The sequence below is a fragment of the Siccirubricoccus sp. G192 genome, assembly GCF_019084075.1.
Taxonomy (GTDB): domain Bacteria; phylum Pseudomonadota; class Alphaproteobacteria; order Acetobacterales; family Acetobacteraceae; genus G192.
This window is the reverse complement of the sequence record NZ_JAHREN010000001.1, coordinates 2,288,450-2,312,732: the sequence shown is the minus strand read 5'-3', so window position 1 is coordinate 2,312,732 and position 24,283 is coordinate 2,288,450. Positions and strand designations below refer to the sequence as shown.

General features: G+C 65.9%; 22 protein-coding genes and 3 pseudogenes. 16 read left to right on the top strand and 9 right to left on the bottom strand.

Annotation, left to right across the window (positions count from 1 at the left end):
* Nucleotides 1–17: 17 nt before the first annotated feature.
* Genes KSF81_RS10990 through KSF81_RS10980 form a run of 3 tightly spaced genes read right to left on the bottom strand, consistent with a single transcriptional unit; the run spans nucleotide 18 to nucleotide 2,642 of the window.
* Nucleotides 18–734 (bottom strand): sugar transferase, encoded by a 717-nt coding sequence (locus KSF81_RS10990; protein WP_256444256.1) that lies wholly within the window; start codon nucleotides 732–734, stop codon nucleotides 18–20.
* 7 nt (nucleotides 735–741) lie between these two features.
* Nucleotides 742–1,860 (bottom strand): DegT/DnrJ/EryC1/StrS aminotransferase family protein, encoded by a 1,119-nt coding sequence (locus tag KSF81_RS10985; RefSeq protein ID WP_217379012.1) that lies wholly within the window; start codon nucleotides 1,858–1,860, stop codon nucleotides 742–744.
* A 59-nt stretch (nucleotides 1,861–1,919) separates the two neighbouring features.
* Complete coding sequence (locus KSF81_RS10980; RefSeq protein ID WP_217379011.1) at nucleotides 1,920–2,642, bottom strand: sugar phosphate nucleotidyltransferase; 723 nt, start codon at nucleotides 2,640–2,642, stop codon at nucleotides 1,920–1,922.
* Nucleotides 2,643–2,911: 269 nt separating this feature from the next.
* On the opposite strand from KSF81_RS10980, the gene KSF81_RS10975 reads away from it, so the two are divergent.
* The 6 genes from KSF81_RS10975 to KSF81_RS10950 all read left to right on the top strand — a co-directional run bounded on the left by KSF81_RS10975 (nucleotide 2,912) and on the right by KSF81_RS10950 (nucleotide 9,742).
* On the top strand, nucleotides 2,912–4,168 hold the full coding sequence (locus KSF81_RS10975) for an O-antigen ligase (RefSeq protein ID WP_217379010.1): 1,257 nt from the start codon (nucleotides 2,912–2,914) through the stop codon (nucleotides 4,166–4,168).
* On the top strand, nucleotides 4,165–6,219 hold the full coding sequence (locus KSF81_RS10970) for a polysaccharide biosynthesis tyrosine autokinase (protein ID WP_217379009.1): 2,055 nt from the start codon (nucleotides 4,165–4,167) through the stop codon (nucleotides 6,217–6,219). The genes KSF81_RS10975 and KSF81_RS10970 overlap by 4 nt, the downstream gene beginning before the upstream one ends.
* Nucleotides 6,220–6,724: 505 nt before the next feature.
* The gene (locus KSF81_RS10965; RefSeq protein WP_217379008.1) at nucleotides 6,725–7,189 is read left to right on the top strand and encodes a hypothetical protein; all 465 of its coding nucleotides are present in this window, start codon (nucleotides 6,725–6,727) and stop codon (nucleotides 7,187–7,189) included.
* 80 nt (nucleotides 7,190–7,269) lie between these two features.
* Complete coding sequence (locus KSF81_RS10960; protein WP_217379007.1) at nucleotides 7,270–7,530, top strand: hypothetical protein; 261 nt, start codon at nucleotides 7,270–7,272, stop codon at nucleotides 7,528–7,530.
* Nucleotides 7,531–7,607: 77 nt separating this feature from the next.
* Nucleotides 7,608–9,038, top strand: coding sequence for an MBL fold metallo-hydrolase (locus tag KSF81_RS10955; protein WP_217379006.1), 1,431 nt, complete (start codon nucleotides 7,608–7,610; stop codon nucleotides 9,036–9,038).
* A gap of 281 nt (nucleotides 9,039–9,319) precedes the next feature.
* Nucleotides 9,320–9,742, top strand: coding sequence for a hypothetical protein (locus KSF81_RS10950; RefSeq protein ID WP_217379005.1), 423 nt, complete (start codon nucleotides 9,320–9,322; stop codon nucleotides 9,740–9,742).
* Nucleotides 9,743–9,766: 24 nt separating this feature from the next.
* Here the strand turns inward: KSF81_RS10950 and tnpC are convergent, their stop codons facing one another.
* Genes tnpC through tnpA form a run of 3 tightly spaced genes read right to left on the bottom strand, consistent with a single transcriptional unit; the run spans nucleotide 9,767 to nucleotide 12,151 of the window.
* A complete protein-coding gene (gene tnpC, locus KSF81_RS10945; protein WP_254453463.1) occupies nucleotides 9,767–11,362 on the bottom strand; it encodes an IS66 family transposase in 1,596 nt (531 codons plus the stop codon).
* Nucleotides 11,363–11,375: 13 nt separating this feature from the next.
* On the bottom strand, nucleotides 11,376–11,732 hold the full coding sequence (gene tnpB / locus KSF81_RS10940) for an IS66 family insertion sequence element accessory protein TnpB (protein ID WP_217378046.1): 357 nt from the start codon (nucleotides 11,730–11,732) through the stop codon (nucleotides 11,376–11,378).
* Nucleotides 11,729–12,151: an IS66-like element accessory protein TnpA gene (tnpA, locus tag KSF81_RS10935; protein ID WP_217378047.1), complete on the bottom strand. Its 423-nt coding sequence runs from the start codon at nucleotides 12,149–12,151 to the stop codon at nucleotides 11,729–11,731. The genes tnpB and tnpA overlap by 4 nt, the downstream gene beginning before the upstream one ends.
* Before the next feature lie 86 nt (nucleotides 12,152–12,237).
* Between tnpA and KSF81_RS10930 the strand changes: the two are divergent.
* The 7 genes and pseudogenes from KSF81_RS10930 to KSF81_RS10895 all read left to right on the top strand — a co-directional run.
* Nucleotides 12,238–13,321 (top strand): annotated as a pseudogene (locus KSF81_RS10930) (IS3 family transposase); the annotation flags it as partial.
* A gap of 1,249 nt (nucleotides 13,322–14,570) precedes the next feature.
* Nucleotides 14,571–15,017: pseudogene (locus KSF81_RS32045) on the top strand (glycosyltransferase); the annotation flags it as partial.
* A 319-nt stretch (nucleotides 15,018–15,336) separates the two neighbouring features.
* Nucleotides 15,337–15,774 (top strand): glycosyltransferase, encoded by a 438-nt coding sequence (locus KSF81_RS10915; protein WP_217379003.1) that lies wholly within the window; start codon nucleotides 15,337–15,339, stop codon nucleotides 15,772–15,774.
* A gap of 240 nt (nucleotides 15,775–16,014) precedes the next feature.
* Complete coding sequence (locus KSF81_RS10910; RefSeq protein WP_217379002.1) at nucleotides 16,015–16,263, top strand: hypothetical protein; 249 nt, start codon at nucleotides 16,015–16,017, stop codon at nucleotides 16,261–16,263.
* A gap of 120 nt (nucleotides 16,264–16,383) precedes the next feature.
* Nucleotides 16,384–17,316, top strand: coding sequence for a calcium-binding protein (locus tag KSF81_RS10905; protein ID WP_217379001.1), 933 nt, complete (start codon nucleotides 16,384–16,386; stop codon nucleotides 17,314–17,316).
* A complete protein-coding gene (locus KSF81_RS31415; RefSeq protein ID WP_217379000.1) occupies nucleotides 17,285–18,226 on the top strand; it encodes a Calx-beta domain-containing protein in 942 nt (313 codons plus the stop codon). Before KSF81_RS10905 ends, KSF81_RS31415 begins: the two co-directional genes overlap by 32 nt.
* Complete coding sequence (locus KSF81_RS10895; RefSeq protein WP_217378999.1) at nucleotides 18,189–18,791, top strand: hypothetical protein; 603 nt, start codon at nucleotides 18,189–18,191, stop codon at nucleotides 18,789–18,791. The genes KSF81_RS31415 and KSF81_RS10895 overlap by 38 nt, the downstream gene beginning before the upstream one ends.
* Here the strand turns inward: KSF81_RS10895 and KSF81_RS10890 are convergent.
* Complete coding sequence (locus KSF81_RS10890) at nucleotides 18,769–19,023, bottom strand: hypothetical protein (RefSeq protein ID WP_217378998.1); 255 nt, start codon at nucleotides 19,021–19,023, stop codon at nucleotides 18,769–18,771. The two genes, KSF81_RS10895 and KSF81_RS10890, sit on opposite strands and share 23 nt — an antisense overlap.
* On the opposite strand from KSF81_RS10890, the pseudogene KSF81_RS10885 reads away from it, so the two are divergent.
* Nucleotides 19,009–19,259 (top strand): annotated as a pseudogene (locus KSF81_RS10885) (IS3 family transposase); the annotation flags it as partial. The gene KSF81_RS10890 and the pseudogene KSF81_RS10885 overlap by 15 nt on opposite strands.
* A 479-nt stretch (nucleotides 19,260–19,738) precedes the next feature.
* Here the strand turns inward: KSF81_RS10885 and KSF81_RS10880 are convergent.
* Nucleotides 19,739–19,882 (bottom strand): hypothetical protein, encoded by a 144-nt coding sequence (locus KSF81_RS10880; protein ID WP_217378997.1) that lies wholly within the window; start codon nucleotides 19,880–19,882, stop codon nucleotides 19,739–19,741.
* Nucleotides 19,883–20,033: 151 nt separating this feature from the next.
* On the opposite strand from KSF81_RS10880, the gene KSF81_RS10875 reads away from it, so the two are divergent.
* Nucleotides 20,034–20,243, top strand: a complete 210-nt coding sequence (locus tag KSF81_RS10875) for a hypothetical protein (RefSeq protein ID WP_217378996.1) — start codon at nucleotides 20,034–20,036, stop codon at nucleotides 20,241–20,243.
* Between the two features lie 171 nt (nucleotides 20,244–20,414).
* Nucleotides 20,415–21,848, top strand: a complete 1,434-nt coding sequence (locus KSF81_RS10870; protein ID WP_217378995.1) for a M10 family metallopeptidase C-terminal domain-containing protein — start codon at nucleotides 20,415–20,417, stop codon at nucleotides 21,846–21,848.
* Nucleotides 21,849–22,535: 687 nt separating this feature from the next.
* Here KSF81_RS10870 and KSF81_RS10865 read toward each other — a convergent pair.
* Entirely contained in the window at nucleotides 22,536–24,254 is a 1,719-nt protein-coding gene (locus KSF81_RS10865) for an amidohydrolase family protein (protein WP_217378994.1), read from the bottom strand.
* Nucleotides 24,255–24,283 lie beyond the last annotated feature (29 nt).

Genomic DNA, 24,283 nt, shown 5'->3' with positions numbered 1-24,283 from the left:
TGGAACCGAGAGCCGCATCAGCTCCGCTCGCCCGTTCCCGCGCGGCCCTCCGCAAGGGAGTTGCCGTTAGGGAAAACGAGGAGGGGCACGGCGGCCGGACCGCGGTCGAGTTCCGCCACGGCGAGCACACCGCGCGCGATCCAGGCGCAGTCGGAACGGAGCGTGCGATGCGGGTAGTAGGACAGGTCGAGCTGGGCCTTGTGCGGGAACAGGACCTCCCGATAGAAGCGGGTCGGCTCCGAATTCGGCGGATAGAGCGTGCATTCGTTGCGGAACGCGACCTGGCTCGGCCCGAAGATGCCCGGGCGATAGGCGAGCACGGCTCGGTAATCGCCGGCGAAGCAGTCCGAAAAGGTGAGGCTCTCCGGCCTCGGGCCGACGAGCGACATATCGCCTTTCAGGACATTGAAGAGCTGCGGCAGCTCGTCCAGCTTGCTCGCCACCAGGAGACGGCCGACATGCGAGAGGCGCGCGTCCTGGTGCATCGTGAGCGGCAGCCCGGCCTCCTCGGAGCTTTTCCCGAATTTGCGGAATTTGAGGATCCGGAAGTGCCGGCCACCCTGCCCCAGCCGGGTCTGGGTGAAGAAGACGGGCGATCCGCTCTCGACCAGGATCGTCAGCATGATGAGTAGCATCAGCGGGCCGGTGAGAAGGATGCCGAGTCCGGCGGCCACCAGATCAAGCGCGCGGCTCCCCGTGGGGGCGGGGCGAGGCGAATGGGGGGACGGGGACATGGCGCTGTCACCCCTGGCCCCGAATCGCCGCAGCGAGGATCTCCGCGACCTCCGTGACCTGCCCCTGCCCCATGCTCGGGTGGAGCGGCAGGGTGATCTCGCGCTCGCAGAACTCCTCGGTCACCGGCAGGGACAGGCCCGGGAAGCGGTCCCGGTAATAGGAGAGCTGGTGGATCGCCGGGTAGTGCATCGTGGTCTGCACCTTGGCCTCGCGCATGAAGGCCGCGACGGCCCGGGACGAGACGCCTCGCGGCAGCAGGACCGGCATGATGTGGTTCGCCGATGGGCCATCATCGTCGAAGGGGACGAGCACCGCGGGGCAGACCCGCCCCAACTCATTCGCATAGGCGGCCCGCAGGGCCCGCCGCCGCTCGTTCCAGGCGGGGAGCTGCTCCAGCTGGACGAGGCCGATTGCGGCCCTGAGTTCGTCCATGCGGTAGTTGTAGCCAAGCATGGTTACGTCGTAGCCCGCCTCGCGCTTGCTCACGCGCTCGAAGGTGCCGCTCGTCATGCCATGGCCGCGCATGCGGCGGATGCGCTCCAGAAGCTCGGGTGAGCGCGACAGCACCATCCCGCCTTCCGCCGTGGTCATGTTCTTGTTGCCGTAGAAGCTGAAGGCGGCGGCCTCACCATATGTCCCGACCCCCTCGACGCCGATGACATGTGCCGCGTCCTCGACCAGGTACAGGCCGTGGCGTTCGGCGAATTCGCGCCAGGGCGCGGGATCGGCGAGGCGGCCGGCGAAGTGGACCAGGATGATGGCCTTGGTCCGCGGGGTCACCTTGGCCTCCGCCTCCGCCAGGGAGAGGAGGGGGCGATCTAGGGCGTCAATATCGACGAAGACCGGCGTCGCCCCGACATAGAGGATGCTGTTGGTGGTCGCTACGAAAGTGAGAGAAGGCGCCAGAACCTCGTCCCCCGGCCCGATATCGAGCGCGGCCAGGATCAGGTGCAGAGCCGCGGTGCAGGAGCCGACTGCGACTGCATCGGCGGCACCGTGCCGGGCCGCGAAGGCCTCCTCGAAGGCCTGAACCCGAGGCCCCATGGTGATCCATCCGCTATCGATCGTCTCACACAGGGCGCGCTTTTCCGCGGCACCGAGTTCCGGCTGGGCTACGAGCAACATCGACGCCTCCTCCTTATCTTCATCTTCTCCTGCGAGGTCCGCTGGTGTGGGAGCCCCGCTCAGGCGACCACCGCGACGTTCTCGAAGGCGGGTGGCTGCTCATCCCAGGCGAGACTCTGCGCGGTCTGGAAGTCCTCCAGGCGTCCGATATCGAGCCACAGCCCGTCATGCAGGAAGGTGCCAGTGGGTATGCCCTCGGAGAGGAGGCAGAGGATCAGGTCGTCGAAGCCGAAGGGCACGCCATCCGGAATGTGGGAAAGGACCTCCGGCTCCATCAAGTAGATGCCCATGCTCACCAGATTCGTCAGCACGGGCTTCTCCTTGAAATTCGTAATGTGCCCGTTGGTCTGCTCGATGACGCCGAAATCCATCTTGGTCCGGCGGAGAGCAGTGGCGACCGTCACGAAATTGGAATGGCGCCGATGGCAATCCAGGAAGGTGTTGATGCTGAGATCCGTCAGCACGTCCCCGTTGACGACCATGAAGGTTTCGTTGAGCTCCTCCCTGAGCATGGACAAAGGCCCGATGGTCCCAAGCGGCTCTTTCTCCGCGGTGTACTTGATCCGCAGGTTGCACTGCTCCCCACCGTTGCAGAAACTTTTGATAAGGTGCCCGAGATACCCGGTCGTGATGTAGACATCCCGGACGTTGTTGCGACGCAGCCAGTTGAGCAGCAGCTCCAGGACCGGCTTCGATGCGACCGGCATCAGGGGTTTGGGCAGCACCATGGTATAGGGGCGCAGACGTGTCCCTTTACCGCCACATTGAATGACCACTTTCATGATTGCCTCTCCCTTGGAGCTTCCGTGGTGTGCCGCCCAGGAAATGGCGCGGAGTCGTATTCTTAGGCTCGAACGCCGTCAGTAATCATTGCCACTGAGGGGCAGGTTGCCGGAAATCCCGTGGAGGTGCCGCGCACTCCGCTTACTTCCAACGGGCTACTTCGCCTTAGCCTGTTTGAACCTCGGGAGAATGATGTCCCGACGCCAACGATGGTGCGACGCTCCTTGGCTCCGCAATCGATCCTGCGGCGGCACGACGGAGACCGGCATTGTACCGTGACGCCTTGCTTGGCCTCGGCCTGGCTCTGTATCCGGCGACCCAGCTTCGCCTGGATGGCGTGCCGTTGGGCTTTGGCGAATTCTTCCTGATCGCCTGGCTTGGGCTCTCCGCGATGGGCCGGTTCCTCCGCGGGCCAGGCCCAGGCAATCCGGCCCTCCGGCGCATCGCGGTCTTCTGGGCGCTACTCGGACTGGCCGAGTCCATCGGACTCCTCTCCGGATTGGCGGGCGAGCTTTTTCAGGACGTGTCGGGGATGCTGCACGACGTGTTCGCTTACTCCCTGATGCTGGCGCTTGGGATGATGATCTCCCTCGAACTTGCCGACGCCCGGCGCCGTCGGCGCGCCTGCTGGCTGGTCACGGGCCTGGGCGCGGCATTCCTGTTCTTGCAGCTCGCCGGCGGCTTCGGGCTCTTGCCCCTGCCGGGGTTGGAATACTGGAACTACGACCGCTTCCGCGGCTGGTCGGAAAACCCCAACCAACTCGGCTTCGTCGTGGTCTTCCCGACCTTCGCCTCCTTGTACCTGATCCAGACCGCGCGCTCGGTCGGCGAGACGGCCGCCGGGCTCGTCTGCGCGGGCGTGGCGCTCGCAGTCGGAATCGCGACGAAGAGCGATTCCTTCGTAGTGGCGCTACTGATCGGAGGCTCGGTCTGGGTCGCGATCACAGCCCTTGCCTGGAGTCGTACCCTCGAGGCAGGGGTGACGTTGCGGGGCGCTTCGGTCCTGTTCGGACTTCTCGCTGTGCCACTCGCCGCTGCCGCCTTCGCGCCCTTTGCGGCGGCCACGCTGGAGCGCATCGAGGAGAGTTCGGAGGCCGTCTACAGCAACAACGACCAGGGCGACACCCGGCTTGACCTCTGGCAGGAGGCGCTCAAGCGCGGCGTGTACTCGGGGTTCATCGGCCTCGGCCCAGGACCGCAACTGGTCAGCAAGTCCTTCAAGCTCCCGCCGCCCAACAAGTGGGAGGCGCACAACACGCTGCTCGACCTGTTCGTCCAAGGCGGCCTCCTGGCCGTCGGCGCCTTCGTCTGGCTTTCCCTGTCGACGTTCCGGGACGTCTGGCGCGCACGGCTGGCCGGCATGGCAGGCCTGCTATGCGGCCTTTTGGCCTTCAGCATGTTCCACCTCATCGTGCGCCAGCCGGTCTTCTGGTTCGGTCTGGTGTTGTGCCTCCTGGAATCGGCGTGCACGACGACGAAGCCGGGATCATGGGCTCTCGTAGCCCGCAAGGAAGCGGTGCCATGATCCAGACCTACAGTGTGCAGGCGCATACCAGTCAGATTCCGAAGATTCTGCGCCGGCGCTGGCGGGCGGTCGCCGCCACCACGCTGACCTTTACCGCGCTCGGTCTCACGCTCGGCGTGCTGTTGCCACCACGCTACACGGCGAAGGCGCAACTCCTTCTCGATCAGCAGGTAGCGCAGCGCGTGGATAGCTATGATGATGCCGCGGTCGAGACCTGGGTCGAACTCCTGGTTTCCCCAGGGCATCTGCGGCGTCTGTACGACAGTCTCGTCGCCGAACCGGTGGACCCTGCCCCCACGGAGTTTGCCAGGCCGATCCTGACCGTGGCGGCCGAAGCCGCATGGGGGACCCTCGCTGGGCTCTTCGCAGACGCGCAGCCGCAGTCACCCACCGGGGTGGCCGAGGACTCCGCGCCGGCAAGGCAGATGCCGGAACTGGATCAGCTCGGACTCAAGCTGAAATCCTACAAGGAGCGGCAATCGCGGGTCGTGGCCGTCACCTTCACCTGGACCGACCCGGACCTCGCGGCGGCCATCGCAAACCGCAGCGCAACGCTCTTCCTGGAGCAGAATCTCGAAGCCCGGCGGCTCGACCGCGGCCGGGCGCTCGAGGCGCTGCGCCAACGCATTCCCCAGGCGCGTGCCGACCTGAAACGGGCCTCCGAAGCGCTGGCTGGGTACCGGGTCGAGCACGGGCTCGCCGATGCGGACCGGATCGATCAGATCGACGGGCAGATCGCCGAGATCAACCGGCACCTCTCGATCACGAGTTCCAACTTGGCGACCCACGGCTTGCCCGGTGGGCCCCAGGTCATGCTGCCGGTGATGGGTGGGCGGCCCGCTGACAGCCAGCGCGGTTCCGGCCCTCCCCAGAAATTGGATGCGGATGCGGTCATCCTTGCGTCTCGCATGCGTTATCTGACAGAGCGGCTCGCCGTCCTCCAGGAGGCGAGCGCCCGGGCCCGCAGTGCGGAGGCGGGGCTGCGCGAACTGCGCCTGGAGGCAGCGGCTGCAGCGCAGGTCTACGAGGCCCTGGTGAAGCAAGAGGCAGACCTGCGCGACGAGACCATCCGGCCGGAGGTCAGGATCGTCTCCCTCGCCGCCCCTCCCGATGAGCTGAGTTCCCCGGATCCGATCTTCTTCGTGCCGCCGGCATTCGTGGCCGGAATCATTGCCGGCGGCCTGCTCGCCATTCTGCGCGAGCGAACCGACCGGCGCGTGCGCCAAGAGCACGACGTCGAGACGGCGCTTGGCCTACGCTGCATCGGCGTGGTGCCGCGGGTGCGCCGCATCGGCAGACTGCGCTCGCTGCGGGCGTTGCTGCTTGAGCCCTTCGCACCCTACACCAAGGCGATCCGCTCGATTACGGTGGCCATGCTCGGGCTTCCAGCGGAGCGCCGGCCCGGCAAGGTCATCCTCTTCACCTCTAGCGTGGACCGGGAGGGCAAGACCGCTCTGGCGGTCAGCTTTGCGGCCTATGCGGCGCTGTTGCGGCGCAGTGTCCTCGTGATCGATCTCGACCTCCGCCGTCCCGGGATCGGTCGGCTCCTGGGGGCAGGCACCGGCCCGGGCGTGCTGGAGGTTCTGCAAGGCACGCCCCCGGCCGAGGCGATCCGCAGCAATTCGGAATTCGGTATCGACTACCTTCCCCTGTCGCGCGGACAGGTGGATCCCCTGCTCCTCACAGCCGACGAGCGGCTGCGCGAACTGCTGAACACGATGCGGGGCCGCTACGACTGCATCGTGATCGATGGCACGCCGCTCATCGGCAATGCGGAGGCGCAGGTGCTCGCCGCGCTCGCCGACCATGTGATCCTGGCTCTGAAATGGGGAGCGACCGAGTTGGACACCGTGCAGGCCGCCATGCGGGAGATCCGCAAGGCTGGCCATCTGGGCGGCGAGCCCGTGGCGCTGAGTGCGGTGCTGACCCAGGTCGATCTGCGCCGGCACGCCACCTACGGCTCCATGCCGAGCGCCGACCCGGGTGCCGGCGATCCTGCCCGCCGGTATCCCACTGCCTCCCCGGATCGCAGCAGCGCGGGCACCTCATAGGGGATCGGATCGAATGGGCCGAACCGAGCAGGTGGCGCACCGCCCCCCTCCCTCCGAGGTGCACGGAAATCCGGCATCTCCGCATGCCGCTTGCGGGGGGAGGCAGGTTCGCCCGCGTATGCCCTGCGGCGGGTGCTGTCGCTCCACGGCGTCCGGGCCAGCTTCTGCCTCGGAGCGATACGCTGCCTGCGGGACTGGGCCGCCGGCCGCTCGATCGGGGCGCTGGCACGGGGGAGCCCACTCCTCTCTGCTGCCTCGGCCATTCCGGAGGGGCTCCAGTACTTCCCGCCCGGACGCGACCCGAGCCTGGTTGATGCCCTGGCGAGCCTGGTCGGGGTCGGCGCGGTCGCGGCCGTGCCCGACTTGCGGGCCCGCATCCGCCGCCTGCCGCCTGATCACAGTCCCCAGGGCCGTTTTCCTTTCTGGGAAACAGCGCTCCTGCTCATCATCATGAGGGAGGAATGCGGTGCGGAGCCTTGCACGACGCAATCCCGTACGGATCGGAATGCTCGGCATTGCGGGCCTGATCCTGTCCCTGACAGGTTCGGCGACGTCCCGGTCCGAGCCCGGGCCACGGCAGCATTACGCCGTTAATCTCCGCGGCGCCTACGGAAGTGCGGCCAGGGTCGGGTTCAATCTCGCAGACATCAGCTCACCCGCCGCCCTCGACAGACTGCCCGAGGGCATGAAGGGCGTGCTCTGGCTCCGCAGCGGCTTCAATGGTCGCCGAAACGAGTGTAGCTGGCGCCTCGACGATGCCCAGCTGAAGGCGGCTGTCATGGCGGTCCGCGGCCATCCGAGATTCAGCGGAATCTACTTCATCGCCGATGAGCCGCACCCGTCCATCTGCCCGGAGGCGCCCCGGCGGGTAGCCGAGCGCAGTGCATTGATCCGCTCCATGCATCCCGGCGCCAAGACCTTCATCGTGGTGCTCAACGGGTCGCGCTACCCGGGCGAATCGCAGCTCTGAAGGATTCAGCAGACTACATCGGCATCAATCCCTATCCTTGCAACCATAAGAACGTCAGGACGGGCTGCGACCTCGGAGCCATGCGCGAGCGCATCGGACAGGCCCTGGCCGCTGGGATCGCGCCCGAGCGGATCGTGCCGGTCTTCCAGGCCTTCGGCCAGTCCTGCACCACGTCGGCGCCAGGCTATCAACGCCTGCCCACCGAGGACGAGGCCCGGGCCATGCTCGCCGTCTGGGACGAACTCGTTCCCCCCCGCGCGCCGCCCTTTCGACATGACCTATTCCTGGGGGCCGCAGGCCCGAAGCGCCTGCCCGAGCCTCGCCATGGCGGACGGCCGTGACCATCCGGATCTGCTCGCGGTCTTTTCCGCCTATTTCGCGCGGCCGGCCAGACGCTGAAAGCCTAGGAGAACGGGCGATGAGGTTCCGGATTCTTGGTCACGCATGCCTCAATGTCGCAGCTTCGAAGACCAGCCTATTATGCGATCCTTGGCTTGTCGGGTCAGCATATTGGCGCTCGTGGTGGAATTACCCTCCTGTTCCGGACGGTCTGGTGGAGAGGCTCAAACCTGATTTCATTTACATTACTCATATGCATTGGGATCATTTCCACGGCCCAACCCTCCGAAGATTAGGTCTTGATCGCCATATCCTGGTTCCTAAAACACCCGACCGACGTATCTACAACGATCTGAAGGCAATGGGATTCAGCCGGATAACCGAATTGGCCCACGCCAAACCCTTCCGGATTGACGACAATTTCCAGATCACCAGCTATCAATTCGGGTATTTCCCGGATTCCGTCTTGATGATCGAAGTGGACGGCAAGACGATCATGAATGCCAATGATTGCAAGATCATGGGGCCTCCGCTGCAGCAGATCCTGCGCAATCATCCCAAAATCGACTTCCTGCTACGCAGCCACAGCTCGGCCAATGCAAGGCTGTGTTTCGAGATCATGGACCGAGGTGGCGGGCATCTCGACGACCAGAAAAAGTACAGCGCGGAATTCGCTGAATTTGCTCAGGCGGTGAGGGCAACCTACGCCATCCCATTTGCCAGCAATAACTGCTATCTTCATCCGGAAACTGAGAAATTCAATAAATATCTCAACCTAGGCATTAACGTAAAACGCCATTTCGAGGAACACCGTATCACCGAGCCCGAATGTGTAGTCTGCGCGCCCGGTGATGGTTGGGACGATGAGCTTGGTTTTATTCTGGGCGATACGGATTGGTATACGGATTTGGGCGGCCACCTGGAGCGCTATAAGCAGGCCAAGGCAACCACCCTGGAGAAGACAGCTCGGCGGGAGGCCAAAGCCGTCCTTCGGGAAAGTTCGGTCGGACGATATGCTGAGGAGCTCTTCTCAGGAACTCCCTTCGTCATTCGGCGGCTTTTCCGGGGCAAACCCATCACGCTGGTGGCACACAACGACGCGGGCGATTCAGCCTACGAGCTGGATCTCTACCGAAGGCGGTGGCGCAAGCTCGATAGCTGGAATGATCAGGATAATCCGATTCAAATCCACGCCCAGGCGCGTGTTTTCCTCATGTGCATCAATCAGGTCAACTGGAACAGTCTTGGCATCTCCAAGCGTGTTCGCTTCCGGGTCAAGGATGCCGATAAAAAGGTCATCCTGTATTTTATGGAGTTGAACGACCTGTTTGACTGTGAGGTACTTCCGTTATCAAAATCACTGAATGGGCGGTTCATCCTGGTGTGGCTCAAGCGGTGGCGCGAGGCCACGCTCTACATGCACATCATGGCAGATTTGATCCGAGGCCGTGGCTTCGTATACCGAAATTACCTGCCCGCTTTCAAAGGCCCAGACGAACTGAGAACCTGAGCGGGATGAGGCGCGAAGCCCCATCTGTCTGGGATCCTGGACGATGAATGGCTTCGCTTCGCCCGCCTCGCAACGGCGGTGGCCCGCCGCGTGGCCCTGGCGCCGAACCGCTTTGCCTGGCCGCCCTGTTCGCCGTGCTTCTGCCGCGCGAGCGGTTGCGCTTGACCTATCGCCGGCTGGAAGACCTCCTGCAGTTCTCGGGTCCGCCCCCTATGGCAGGGAAGTTGTCCGGCGCCTTGAGATGATCTCTCATTTCCAGAGGGGCGGGACGGAGGGATGATTTGGCCTACTCGACGGAACGCCGCGCGGCGGTTCTGAGGAAGCTGGAGCCGCCGAACGCGGTGCCCTTGCGGCAGCTGGCCAAGGAGGAAGGGATCTCCGAGGCAACGCTGCACACCTGGCGCCGCGAGGCTCGCCGCCAGGGGCGGCTCCTGCCCGATGCCGACGCCGGCCCGGAGGGTTGGACGTCGCGCGACAAGTTCGCCGCCGTTCTCGAGACCGCCGCCCTGAACGAGGCCGATCTCGCCGCCTACTGCCGCCAGCGGGGTCTCTACCCCGAGCAGATCCAAGCCTGGCGGACCGCCTGCGAGCAGGCCAACGACTGGGACCGCGCCAGCAGCCAGCGGCTGGGCCAGGCGACTAAGGAGGAGAAGAAGCGCATCAAGGGTAAGCGGCGGCTACGGACCCTTGGCGCCCTCAGCTGAGGAGGGCGGCTCCTGCGAGTCGGCCTAGCACCAGGGCATCAGCTCGTCGATACGGTCGTTGGGCCAGCCATTGACCAGGTGGGTAAGCAGGTCGGTGAAGTAGCGCTGCGGGTCGACGCCATTCAGTTTGCATGTCTCGACGAGCGAGGCTGCCGCGCACCACCGCGTTCCGCCGTCATCGCCGGACGCAAAGAGTGAGTTCTTTCTGCTCAGGCACACGGGCCGGATGGCGCGCTCGACCACATTGGTGTCGAGCTCGATCCTGCCATCGTCGAGGAACTGGATCAGGCCCTCGCGGTGGTTCAGCGGATAGCGGATCGCCTTGGCGGTCGGGCTGCCGCCGGGCAGGCGCGCGAGCTGGTCCTCGAACCAGGCGAACAGCGCATCGACCAGTGGCTTGGTCTTTGCCCGGCGGACGGCCTGCCGGGTCTCCGGCGGCTTGCCGCGGATTTCGGCCTCGATGGCGTAGAGCGCGGCGATGCGCTGCAGCGTCTCGGTGGCGATCGGCGCGGTGTTGCCCTTGGCCAGCTCGATGAACCCCCTTCGTACATGCGACCAGCAGAACGCGAGGGTGATGCCCTCCTTGGCCGCGGCCAGCGTCTTGTAGGCGGCGTAGCCATCGCATTGCAGGATGCCCTGGTAATCGGCCAGCAGCGCCTTCGGATGCTTGGCGCCGCGGCCTGGCGCGTAGTGGAACACGACAGCCGGTGGATCGGTGCCGCCCCAGGGCCGGTCATCGCGGGCGATTGCCCAGGCATAGCCCTTCTTCGTCTGACCGCGCCCCGGGTCGAGCACCGGCATCGTGGTCTCGTCCGCAAACAGGCGTGGCGAGGTCTGCAGGAGCTCGTGCATACGTCGCGCCACGGGCGCGATCTCGCGGGCTGCCGTGCCGAGCCAGTCGGCAAGCACCGCGCGGCCGATCTCGATCCCCTGGCGCGCCAGGATCTGCGCCTGCCGATACAGGGGCAGGTGATCCGCGTAGCGCGACACCAGGACATGCGCGACCGTCGCCTCGGTCGGCATGCCGCCCTCGACCAGGCGGGCGGGTGCTGGCGCCTGCAGCACGACGCCGGGACAGGCCCTGCAGGCCAGCTTCGGGCGCCTGGTCACGAGGACCCGGAACTGGGCGGGGATCACGTCCAGCCGCCTGGCGGTGTCGCTGCCGATCTCGACCAGCGGGCCCTGGCAGCAGGGGCAGGTCGTCGCCTCCGGCGCCAGCACCTGCTCGATCTCCGGCAGGTGCGCGGGCAGGCGGCCGCGGCCGGCCCGGCGGCGCTGCTTCTGCTGCTCGCGGGTCGCCGGCGACTGCTTGCCCGCCTCCGCGGCATTCTCGGCCAGCGTCGCCTCGATCTCCTCGAAGGCGAACTGCAGTTGCTCGTCGGTCAGCTGCTCCGACTTCCGCCCGAACTGCCGGCGCTGCAGCTTCAGCAGCAGGTGGCGGAGACGCTCGTTCCGCTCGACCAGCGCGTCGCGTTCGGCGGTCACGCTGCCGCATCTGGATGACAGCGTGTTGCGCTCGGCAGTCAGCGTGTCGACCAGCACCCGTGTCTCGACCAGCAGCGCGCGCAGTGCTGCGGGATCCTCCGGCAGTGTCGGCGTGTCGTTGTCCGCGGCGCGCATCGTACCGCCGATTCTATGCGGGCACGCTCGGTTTGGGAATCTCCCGTGTCGCCTGCACGCGTCGCCAATCGATCCCGGAGAACAGCGCGGCGAACTCGACTGCGGTCAGGCGCAGCGTGCCATCCACGATCGGCGGCCAGCGAAAGGTGTTTGCCTCCAGCTGCTTCCAGATCAGCACCAGGCCGCTGTCATCCCAGGTCAGGATCTTCACCCGGTCGGATCGCTTCGAGCGGAACACCAGCACCACGCCCGAGAATGGATCGGTGCCGAGTTCCGCGGCTGCCAGCGCTGCAAGGGAGTGGGCGCCCTTCCGGAAATCCACTGGCTTGCTCGCCAGCAGGATCCGCACACCGGCCGGCAGCGCGATCATGCCGCCGAGGCCCGGATCGCGCGCAGCACCGTCGTCAGCAGAGCCTCATCGGTGTCAGGCGCAATGCGCAGCACCACGCCGGCCAGCTGCAACTCGATCGAGGGCGCCTGGCGCACCGTTGCACCCCCCGCTTCAAGAGTTGGGGCCGGTGGTCCGGAGACGACCGGCACGAAGCTCGGTGTCACCGGCGCAGTGGCCTCCGCCAGCGCACGACGCGCTTGCCGGCGCCAATCGAAGACCTGCTGCGGGCTTACCTGCCAACGACGGGCAACCTCGGTCACCTTCGCGCCGGACTCCGCCGTCTCAGCGACGATCCTCGCTTTCTCGTCGTCAGACCAACTCCGCCGCCGGCCAGGCCCCGTCAGAACTTCGACCCGCCGATAACCGACACCCTTCGCGTCGTCCTTAACGCTATCCATAACGTCACCCGGAAGCCTGCTGCTCCAGACTGACCCAGCACATTCACCCACATCGCGGGAAGACGGGCCTCAAACGGCCGCTTACCATCAAGGCCATCGAGCGGGACTTGGCGCGCAAGGAGAAGGCGCTGGCCGAGGCGGCGGCGCTGCTGGTGCTGCGAAAAAACGCCGCGGCGATCTGGGGGGGACGGCGAGGACGCATGATCAGCACCCCAGATCGCCAGAACGCCATGGCGCTGATCGACCAGGCTGTCGCGGCCGGCGCGCGCCGCGCCCAGGCCTGTGCGGAACTCGCGCTCGATGAACGGACCTGTCGCCGCTGGCGGGCCCGGGACGGCGCGCCCGAAGACCGCCGCCCGACGGCGCCTCGGCCAGCACCGGGCAACAGGCTGTCCGAGGCGGAACGCCAGGCCGTGCTGGAGGCCTGCAACAGCCAGGCCTTCAAGAGCCTGCCGCCAAGTCAGATCGTGCCCCGCCTCGCAGACCAGGGCCGCTACATCGCCTCGGAAGCAAGCTTCTACCGCATCCTGCGGGCTGAGGGTCAGCAGCACCACCGTGGCCGGGCGAGGCCGCCGGCGCGTCGCCAACCGCCGACCAGTCACCGCGCCCGCGGCCCCTGCGAAGTCTGGAGCTGGGACATCACCTGGATGCCCGGCCCGATCCGGGGCGGGTTCTTCTATCTCTACCTCATCCTCGACGTCTACAGCCGCAAGATTGTCGGCTGGGAGGTCCACGAGCGCGAAGCCGCCGAGCTGGCCGCCGAGCTCGTGCGCCGCGCGGTCTGGGCCGAGGGCTGCCTCACCCGCCCTCTCGTCCTGCACGCCGACAACGGCAGCCCGATGAAGGGCGCGACCATGAAGGCCACCCTCGAACGGCTCGGCGTCATCGCCTCCTACAGCCGCCCGCGTCAGTGACGACAACCCGTTCTCCGAAGCCCTGTTCCGTACCTGCAAGTACAGGCCGGACTGGCCAGCATCGGGGTTCGCCAGCAGGGAGGACGCGCAACACTGGGTCGCCCGTTTTGTGGCCTGGTACAACCACGAGCACCGCCACAGCGCGATCCAGTTCGTCACGCCCAGCGCCCGGCATGCAGGTGAGGATCGCGCGCTCCTCGAGCGTCGGACCGAGCTCTATACCGAAGCTCGCGCCGCCAACCCCGCGCGGTGGTCACGCCAAATCCGAAACTGGGCGCCGGTCGGCGACGTCTGCCTCAACCCCGAGCGCGACATCAGCGACCACGAAATCAGAGACGCCGCCTGATGGGCACCGGACAACTTCTTTGACAAATACCGTCCGCGCCGCCACGTGTTCGGCCTCCGGGCGTCCCAGATCACTCACGATTTGGACCGTCCACTGCGCCCGAGGAGACGTCGGGTGCGCATCCCAGGTCGCGCTCGATTCCACCGGCCTCTTTCTCACGCACCCCTCGCGCTGCTTCGAGTGGCGCGCGAAGCGGCACAGGGGCCAGCGCGTCTGGCTGAAGTGGGCCTGATCTTACAACATCCAGCGTCTCGTTCGCCTGGAAGACGCCGCCTGAGCCTCGCGACAGAGCAAGGAGGCCTCACAACTGGGCACGGGGCAGATGGGGTGACGACATTGGCCGCCTGACGGAAACTAGGACCGAGCTTACCCAGACCGTCAAGCTGCCCTATGGATAGGGACCACCTCAACCGGGCGGGGTAGTACGGCTGCGTCATTCTTTTCGGCCACCCCCTACGCCTATCCTGATCGTTGCTGCAAGGCACCTAGCCTGAGGCCAGCGACCGGGAGGACGAGGGAGTGACGCGCGCGCAGCCGCAACGACCCGATACATCCGCTCGATCACCGCTTCCGGAACCGGTGGCCGCCACAGCCATCGGCATGGAGGCTGGTCCCACTGCGAGAGCACCAAGGGCGCCATCGAGCGAAGCACTTGGGTTCTCTGTGAGTCCCGGGTGTCGAGTGCAACACGATGCGCGTGCTCAAGACCCTCAGGGAGCACCAGGCGCAAACAACCTTCCACGTCCTGGACTGGCCCGCCGACCGCCAGCCGCGACCGGTCTGCGCCATCGCCTAGGCCGAATACCAGGCGGCCTTCTAAGGTCGCCAATCTCGTCCATGCGGCCTTTCGCGCCGACATGCTCCGCGCCAGGGAGCGTATCAAGGATCTCACGGGCGCCCCCGGCAGCGGGCTACCGTGCCCGTGCCCCCGATCGCCAGATGGGCGGTCCCGATCCTGGCCGAGGCGGGACTCTCCTATGGCTCCTCTCTGGCCCACCGTGGCCGTTTGGCCGAGTGGTCAAGAGCGAAGCGCTGTCGTGAACGGGGATCTGCAAATGGTCGATTGGGATATCGGTCCTGAGCTCGGGTGCCGGCATTGGCGTGGTCGTGAACGGCTACCGTCATCACCCCGGTCGCGCATCGTGATGCCGGTGATCTCATGAGCGCGCACCTGCTTTTCGTGGGAGGCGAGGACCACGATCTCCGGATCCAATTCCTCCTGGCGCTGCGCAGCCAGGGCTTCCGTGTATCCGCAGCCGGGACCGGCGACCCGGCACCCTTTGCGCGGGCAGGTCTCGCCTATTACCCCTTTCACTTCGACCGGTCCGCCAGCCCGCTGGCGGATTGGCGCGCGATAACCACGCTCACACGCCTCTTCGATGAGGTGCGGCCCGACCTGATCCAGTGCTTCGACACGAAACCGAATTTCCTCGTTCCTCTGGCGGCTCGCCGCGCTGGCGACATGCGGGTGGTCCGCACGATCAACGGGATGGGCTGGCTGCATTCGTCGAATGCCCCGCTCGCCCTGGCACTGCGCCCCATCTATTACGCGCTCAACCGGATCGCCGCGCGCTGGACTGTAGCCACGGTCTTCCAGAACCGCGAAGACAAGGCCTTTTTCGAGCGGCGCCGGATGGTGGGTGATAGCCTCAGCCGGCTGATCCCCGGCTCTGGAATCGACGTCGAGGCGTTCGCCAGGGCCTTGGCAGCCGGTCCGTCTCCCGCCCAACTTCGCGAGCAGCTCGGCCTCGGGAGATCGGAGGTCGTCGTGACGGTGACGCGCCTGACGCGGCAAAAGGGCATCCCAATCCTGCTGCAGGCCGCATCCTTGGTTCACGCCGTCCGGCCGGAGGTGCGCTTCCTGCTCGTCGGACCGCGCCAGAGCGAAGGATCGCTCGCCGTGTCGCAGGCCGAGATAGATGCCCATGCCCCCCTATGTCATCGCAACCGGCAAGCGTGCGGACGTGCCTTCGCTGCTCGCCCTCGCAGATGTCTTCGCGTTTCCCACCGAGTTTCGCGAAGGCGTCCCTCGCGCGCTCCTGGAGGCGGGGCTCGCTGGCCTGCCGATCGTGGCGACCCGGATGCCCGGCTGCACCGACGTCGTCAGCCACGGCTGCACCGGCATTCTCGTCCCGCCGCACACTCCGCGCGCCATGGCGCAGGCGATCCTCGGGCTGCTGACCGACCGGATGACCGCGCGGGCGATGGGCGAGCGCACCGCAGAGCTGGTCAGGCGAGAGTTCAGCCTCAGCCTCACGGTCGCTCGCTACGCGGCATTGTATGAGGAACTTCTGACCGAAACGCCTCGCCGCCGCCCAGCGATAGGAACCGATCGGGCGGTGGCGCGCCATGCCGGGAGCTGACGGCACAGGCGGAATGGCCGGTCTCCCTCAGCGGCGCGTCTGCAACCGCCCTGCATAGGCTCGCAGCGGCAATGGCGATGACCGTCATCCCGCATCATAGCGGGACGGACGCCAGCGGCACCTGGACGCACCGCAAGGCCGGGATCGCCCCCGGCCACCCGCCGGTTGGTCGTCGGCGATTCTGCCTGAAGCCGGGTGCCTTGGTGATGCTCCGCCGCGGAGCATCGCAGTGCCGCTGCAGTGTTCGAAACCGATGAGGACCGGCGGGCCTTCGAGAGCAGTGGCATGGCGGGCGCAACGGGATCCCGATCCCGGCTGGCGGCAGAGGGCGATGCGGCAGGTTTCGAGAGAGCGCCCCTCCGCAAGATTCTCGACCTGCTGCATGAGCGCGGGATCGGGAAGACCATGGCAGCGCGCCGGCGCCTTGATGCGGATATTCCCCTTAAGGATTACCTCTACAGATCATTGGCGCGAGTCAAGAAACTATAGCCCAATCAAAAATTCGAAGCGCATGGCGCACTGCACCCGAAATGGTGGAATGCGTGCCCAAGACAGGATCGCGTCGGGGGCGCTTCGGTCCACGCGGTTCAGAGAACCAAGGGTTTAGCCATGAGTGGAACGATTTCCAATCGTCCTGGAAACTCCGAGTTCGGCCTTGACCAGGGCCGCCCGGACCAGGTTGACCTCAGGTCGGCGGACCAAGTGGCGGACCAGCTTGGCACCTACGCCGGTAAGGGCCGGTTGGCGGAGGGCCGCGGCTTGGCCCGCGGCCTGACCCACGGTGAGCAAGACGCGGGCTTGGCGGAGGGCCGCGGCGTGGCCCACGGCCTGACCCGCGACCAGCACGACACGAGCAACCTCTTGGTCCCTGATACATCGCTCAGGACCAATCCCCGCATCGCCACTGACGAACACCGGCCGGGAGACCAGCTCGACACGGGCTACTTCGCGACCCTCGATGCAACGCCCCTGGCCAATACAGCGGCCCTGGCCCAGCCGGGCGGCATCAACGGGACTGACAACGGGGAAGACCTGATCGGAACAGGCGGGCCCGACTCGATTTTCGGTTTTGGTGGAAACGACCGCCTCTACGGGCAGGGCGGCAACGATCTGCTTGACGGAGGTGCCGGCAATGACCGTCTCGACGGCGGCGCCGGAGCCGACACGATGCTCGGCGGTTCGGGGAACGACATCTATGTCGTCGACCATGCCGGCGATGTCGTGAGCGAGGAGAGTTCGCCCGGCACAGATGCCGGCGGGACGGATACTGTTCTGGGCTCCATCAGCTACAATCTGGGCCGGTTCGTCGAACGGCTCGAACTGCAGGGCAGCGCGGACATAGACGGCGCCGGCAATGAACTCGCCAATAATCTCAAGGGGAACACGGGAGCCAACGTCCTCTTCGGCGGCATCGGCAACGACACGCTGACCGGCCTGGACGGCAACGATGTCCTGATCGGGGGGGCGCGACAAGGATTCCCTCTTTGGCGGGCCCGGCGCGGACACCTTCGTGTTCGGCCTCAACCAGGGCGACCCGGATAAGGTCAATGACTTCGAGGCGGCGGACCGGATCGGCATCTACGCCCGCGAGTTCGGGCTGGCGGAGGGCAGCGGCCTGACCGGCGGCCACCTCGATCCGAGCTACTTCGTCTCCGGTACATCGGCCACGGCTTCGGGCCATGGCCAGTTCATCTTCACGAGCGGTACGACCCCTACCCTCAAATGGGATTCGGACGGCACCGGCAGCCAGGCTGCGGTTACCCTGGCCACCTTCACCTCGGGCGTGGTGGTGTCGAGCAACCAGTTCGACATCATCTCCACGCTCCCGACCGCGTCCGTGTCCGCCTTCTCGTCGGATCCCCAGCCCGAGGACCTGGGCAAGGCCTATTTCACGGTCGAGCTGTCGCAGCCATGGTACCAGGACGTGGTCCTGACCTACGGAACGGCAAATGGCAGCGCCACCGCAGGTAGCGATTTCACCGGTATCTCCGGGGCACAACTCCTCATCCCGGCCGGCGAGACCACGGCCTATGTCGCGGTGGACGTGGCTGCGGATGGCGTGGTCGAGGGGCCTGAGAATTTCTCACTGCGGATCGACTCCGCGCGGGTCGCATCCACCGGCGAAACCCTGACGCTCGGCACGGCCACCGCCTTGGCGACCATTATCGATCCCGACCCGAGCGTGGTCGCCATTCACAACATGTGGGAGCTTGGGATCCCGGATCCCTCCGGGATCGCCTACAATCCCGCCAACGGCCAGCTGATGCTCTCCGACTCGGAGATCGAGGAGTTCCCCCCCCAACGACTTCAGGGACATCTTCTCGTTCAATCTGGACGGGACGCTCATCACCAGATTCCTCCCGAACTACACGACCGAACCCACGGGCCTGGCGATCGATCCCGGCCGCAACGTGATGTACATCTCGGACGACGACGCCAAGGGCCTCGGTAATGTGTTCGTCGTGGACCCGGCCAATCCTTCAACAGCGCAGTGGTCATTCCACACCAATCTCGGCGGCCTCGGCGACAGCAACCCCGAGAATGTGGACCCCGAGGACGTGGCGGTCGACCCCGTGTCGCATCACCTCTTCATTACGAACGGCTTCTCGCGCACGATCCAGGAGATCGCCGTCGACCAGACCAACCATACGGTCTCGTTCGTCGACTCATTCGTACTGAGCGATCCCTCGATCATAGACCCGGAGGCGATTGCCTATGATGCCGCCCACGATGTCTTCCTGGTCGGTGGCGGATTCAGCGCCAATATTTGGGTGGTCGACCGGCATGGCGACACTCTCGAGACCCTCACCCTTCTGCAATCCTACCGGAACACCCACACCAGCGCTCCCTCGGGCTCGATCCGCACCAGCGTGAAGGACATCGAGGTTGCGCCGGCAAGCGACGGTAGTGGGGAGACCCACATCTATGTGGCCGATTTCGGTAATAGCCACCAGATGGACGGGCGTCTCATCGAGATCAATCCGGGCAACCTGTTCAGTGATCTGTTGATCGCATAGCTGGCAAGCCTGCGGCCTCGCCCGCCTTTGCCGTTTGCGGAGAGGCGGCGAGGCCGGTGACCGTCGTCGGGCGGAAGGTCGCGGGCAGCGAGGCGGTTGTGATCAGCACCGGACCGGGGCGGCATCGGTCGGTGCCGGCGCGGGATGTGTTGGAAATGGCCGTGATCATCTCCGGCGCGTTGACGGTATCGCGGTGGACACGGACGGGCCGCTGCCTGGTGTGGTTATGCATGCGGCCGACATCCAGGACGCCGACGGCCTCCGCTACACCGAGCGCCTGGTCGAGGTCGGGATCGAGCCGTCGGTCGGCAGTGTCGGCGAATCCTGTGACAACGCCCTCGCCGAGAGCGTCATCGGCTTGTTCATCACCTCCGCCTCCTCGAGCCGATTGGCAACATGCCGCCGGCGGAGGCTGCGCAACAGAGCAGGCTGATTATGGATCAACGCGCATCCCGGCCTCTCGCGTAGAGTGTCAAGGCCCAATACGCGGCCAAGGTGCCGATCAACACCCCGACTGTGCTCGCGGTCCAGTCATCGAGGCCAGGACGACGACCCGGAGAGAGGTGTTGCAGTAGCTCCAAAATGCCGGCGTAGGCGATCAATAAGCCAGCGATCCGCTGGAGCCTGCGTCCTTGATAGCTGATGCCTAGGAGGAATGCGGTACCTGCATGGGCCATGACGTGTTCGGCATGGCCTCCAATCCCGGTGCGGACCATGTCGTCGGCCGGTAGAAGCGATAGGAAGGCGAGGACGACGACGCAGGCCCAAGCGGCCGGCCGGAGGACACACACCGCGTCAGTGAGAGCCATCATTTCCCCAATGCCCGAAGCTGTACCATTATCAACTCGCCGGCTCGACCATACCAGCCGATGGCTTGCCGCTCGCCTCGCTGGATGCCGTGGATGGCGTGGGTGTGGCGGCATCGACGCGGGCTGATCCGCCAGCGCCTACTTCCCCTTCCCCTTCGCCACCGCCACCGCCTCCCGCAATGCCGCCTCCCGGGTCAGGCGGACGCCGCCTTCAAGGCGGGTCCGGGTCCGCATCGGCACCCAACTCGCTTCCGACAATTGCTCCCGTGTCCAGGCCAGCATGGCTCTTGGGCCACGGACCTGGGCAGGCAGAATGGCCACGCGAGGGAGCGGCTGGAGTGTATTAAGGTAGCCATCTGTTTAGTTCATGCCGGGATGGTCGCTGGCGCCTCTCGCAGGGGCCCTGCAGCAGCTACGTGGCATTCGGCTCGCCATGGCGGCGACGGTCGTCGCCGAGATCGGCAGCCTCGGTCGGTTCGACAGCGCCCGCCGCATGCCCTTCCTGCCGGAGCCTTGCTCCATCATGAAACTGCGGGTCGGCACCACGGGGCAATACTACCCCGGATTACGAGCGCTCAGGGCGCCGCTACAACTGGCAGCAAAGCACCCGCCACCAACCTCGTTGTTCCGCCTTCCTTGGTAGGCATCCCCTATCGGAGGGATTTTTTACAAAATCAGATTTGACCGCAAGAGGCAGTTTGATTATGGAGCTAGACAGGCCGTGATGATGGACGGATGAGTCTAAAAAGCTGAATTTTTGCTTTCACAACCAATAAAATGTCATTAAGGGGTACAAATGAGCCATAGTATTACTTTGAACAATGCTTATGGATATACGCCATATAAAATTAGCGGACTCGATGCTGGCACGATTATTAACGCTGACGCCGCATCCTGGATTCAGGATAACTACGCCGGTGACGGCAGCAGCAACCCGTACCCGTTCGCGATCTACAAGGCGCCCAGCGTCATTCTTGATGGCGGCACGATCAAGGGCAACATCGATCTGACGACGGAGTGGCGTACCGTCTACGACTATGGCAACTCCGCCGCCATCAGAACCGAGGACACGCCGAACGTCGTCATCCGCGACTGGCGCATCACTGACACCTGGGATGCCGTCCGCGTCTCGTGGAACAGCCCTGATTTCCTGATCGAGGACGTGTGGGTCACGAATGCCCGTGACGATGCGGTCGAGAACGACCGGCTGCAGAGCGGCACCATCCGCGACAGCCTGTTCGATGGAGTGTTCGGCGGCATCAGCATCGACCCGTCCTCGGCGAGCCCGGTCGATGGCCACGACAATACCGTAACGCTCGATGGCGTCCTGATGCGGATGCAGCCCTTCCTCTACGAAGGCGAGATGACGCATTCGTCGATGATCAAGACGGACTCGGCCACTCCCGGCACAGTGACGCCGAACCTACGCTTCATCAACAATGTGTTCGCCATCGAGGATGTCGAGCACCACAGCTACCGCAGCATGTTCGACGCCTGGGCGAACACCATCGAGTCCAAAGGCAATGTCTTCCTGAACCTGTCCGATACGCCGCTGCCGAAAGACTATCCTACGCCGCCGGCCGGCTGGACGATCCTGCAAGGCCAGGTCGCGCGCGACTATTGGAACAACGCCAAGGCCGATTGGATCGCCCGCCACGATGGGACGAACCCGGCCCCCGAGCCGGCCCCAGTTCCGACGCCAGACCAGGAGCCGAATCCAGAGCCTGAATCCGGCCCAACGCCGGCCGAGCAGCCAACCTTCTCCGGCACCGGCTTCACCGGTTCGAGCAAGAGCGAGATCATCATCGGCAACGACCTCGGCAACAAGATCGTGGCCAAGAGCGGCGATGATGTGATCAAGGGCGGCTTGGGCAACGATACTATCGACGCCGGCGACGGCGGCGACACCGTCTGGGGCGGCGCCGGCAATGACGTCTTCGTCTTCGGCCGCGGTGGCGACATGGATGGCGGCGGCAAAGTCGACATTTTCATGGACTTCACGCACGGCGCCGACAAGTTCGACCTCAAGCTCATCGACGCCGACACCAGCAAGAGCGGTGACCAGGCATTCGTCTTCATCGGCGAGGCCGCCTTCGGCAGCAACAAGGCGGGACAGCTTCGGGCCATCTACGATTCCGGCAAGGACGTCACCCGCGTCGAACTGAATACCGACGGCGACGCAGGAGCGGAGTACTTCTTCAACGTCGCCGGCCAGCACACCTTCGTGGCGGCCGACTTCATCCTTTAAGAGGTCGTCCACGAAGTTTATGAGCGTGCCAAACGGCTTGCCATGAGCTTGATCATGGCAAGGCGGATCAGAGCGCCGGAGGTCCTTGCGAGGTTCTCGAGGTTGCGCGCGAGGCGACGACAGCGTCCGTTCGACCATCCATCGCTTCGGCAGCACGACGAAGCCTTGGGTGGCGTTGGCGCGCCCGACGATGCGCAGCCTCCAGCGACCGCTGCGCTGCGCCGCGTCGAAGCCCGGGTGCTGGAGGCCCTCGGCCGCCAGTTGCTGGATCCGGACCTGACCGCCGAGTTCGTTGCGGAGTTTACCCGTGAGTGGAATCGCCTCGTGGCCGAGGCCGCCGCCGCACCACCCTCGGCACCGGCCCTGCACCCGAACATTGCCAGAATCTATCGCGCTCGGGTTGCCAATCTCCAGGGCGCTCTGACCGCCGGCAACGCGCCGGCCGCCCTCGAGGCGGCACGGACGCTGATCGACAAGGTCATCGTCCACCCGCCCGGCGAGGACGGTGGACCGCCCGGCATCGAGCTGGCCGGCGACCTGCTGGCCATGCTCCGCGCAGGCGGGGTCAACCAGCCCCCGGACCCGCTGAGAACCAACCTTCTCAGCACGTTCACCTGTTCGGCAGAAGCGGGTATGGGAGGGCAGTGCCCTCCCGGTGCCCAGCCGGCTTCCGGAAGCCTGCCGCCCCTACGCCGCCGCCTGCTGCGCTCCGCGCACCAGCCGCCCGGGCAGCGCGCCGGTGGCCTCGCCCTCCCGATAGACCGGCACGCCGGAGACGATGGTGGCGACATAGCCATCCGCCCCCTGCACCAGCCGCTTGCCGCCGGCCGGCAGGTCGTAGCGCATCTCCGGCGGCCGCACCTGCAAGCGGCCATAGTCGATGATGTTGAGATCCGCCTTGTGCCCCGGCGCGATCAGCCCGCGATCCGCCAGCCCGAGCGCCAGGGCATTGTCGCGCGTCAGCCGCTTGATGACGAAGCCGAGCGGCAGGCGGCTGCCGCGGCTGCGGTCCCGCGTCCAATGGGTGATCATATGCGTCGTCGCGCTGGCATCGCAGATGAAGCCGACATGCGCGCCGCCATCGCCGAGGCCCATGATGGTGTTCGGGTGCTCCACCATCTCCTTCACGGCATCGAGGTTGCCATCGGCGTAGTTGATGATCGGCCGGTTCAGGATGGCCTTGCCGCCGCGCTCCAGCATCAGGTCATAGGCCAGGTCCTGCGCCGCCATGCCGCGGCGCGCGGCCATGGCGGCGATGCTGGCCTCTGGCGGCGGCTCGTAATCCGGCGGGCTGCCGAGCGGAAACAGCTTCTCCCAGGTGTTCAGCCGGTGCTCCAGCATCGGGTCGCTGGTGGGCTCGGCCAGGAGTTGCGCGCGGAACGCCGGCTGGCGCAGGAACTCCATCCGCGCCGCGAAGGGCAGATGCGCGATCCGTTGGTAGCTCGGCCGCGCGAAGAAGGGGTGCTGGCTGAGCTCGAAGCCGAACATCAGCCCGATCGGCCGGCCCATCACCTGGCCCATGATGCGCGCCTGGTCGCGGTTCGCCGCCTCGATCCGCTCCAGCAGGAAGCGCCAGAGCCAGGGGCGCTGCTCGCGCTGCAACAGGGAGCAGGTCATCGGCCGGCCGGAACTCTCGGCCAGCCGGCGCAGCAGGCCGAATTCCTCCTCCGGCTCGTCGAAATCCGAGATCACCTGCAACCAGCCGGCGCCAAGGCCGCGCAGCGCCTGGCCGATCTCGGCCAGTTCCGCCTCGGCGGCGCCGAGCGTCGGGATATGCCGCCCGTCCAGCGTCTTGTGCGCAATGGCGCGGGAGGTGGAGAAGCCGAGCGCGCCGGCCCTGATGCCCTCGGCCGCGAGGCGCGCCATCTCGGCTCGGTCCACGGCAGTGGCTGGCTCCCGCTCGGCGCCACGCTCGCCCATGACATGGACGCGGAGCGCGGCATGCGGGACCTGCGTCGCCACATCCATGTCGAAGGGGCGGGCAGCCAGCACATCCATGAATTCGGGGAAGCTCTGCCAATTCCAGGGCAGGCCCTCGGTGAGCACCACCTCGGGCAGGTCCTCCACGCCCTCCATCAGCTTGACCAGCATCTCCCGGCGTTCGGGCAGACAGGGCGCGAAGCCGACGCCGCAATTGCCGATCAGCGCCGTGGTGACGCCGTTCCAGCTTGAGGAGTTGAGCCGGCTGCTCCAGGTGGCCTGGGCGTCGTAATGGGTATGGACGTCGATGAAGCCCGGCGTCACCAGCAACCCGCGCGCATCGATCTCCTCGGCGCCGCGGGCGGCGATGCGGCCGACCTCCAGGATGCGGCCGCCGGCGATGGCGATATCCGCCTCGCGCGGCTCGCCGCCGCTGCCATCGGCGACGGTGCCGCCACGGATGATCAGGCTGGCTTCGATCGACACCTGCGTTTCTCTCCCTTTGCCGCGCCTCC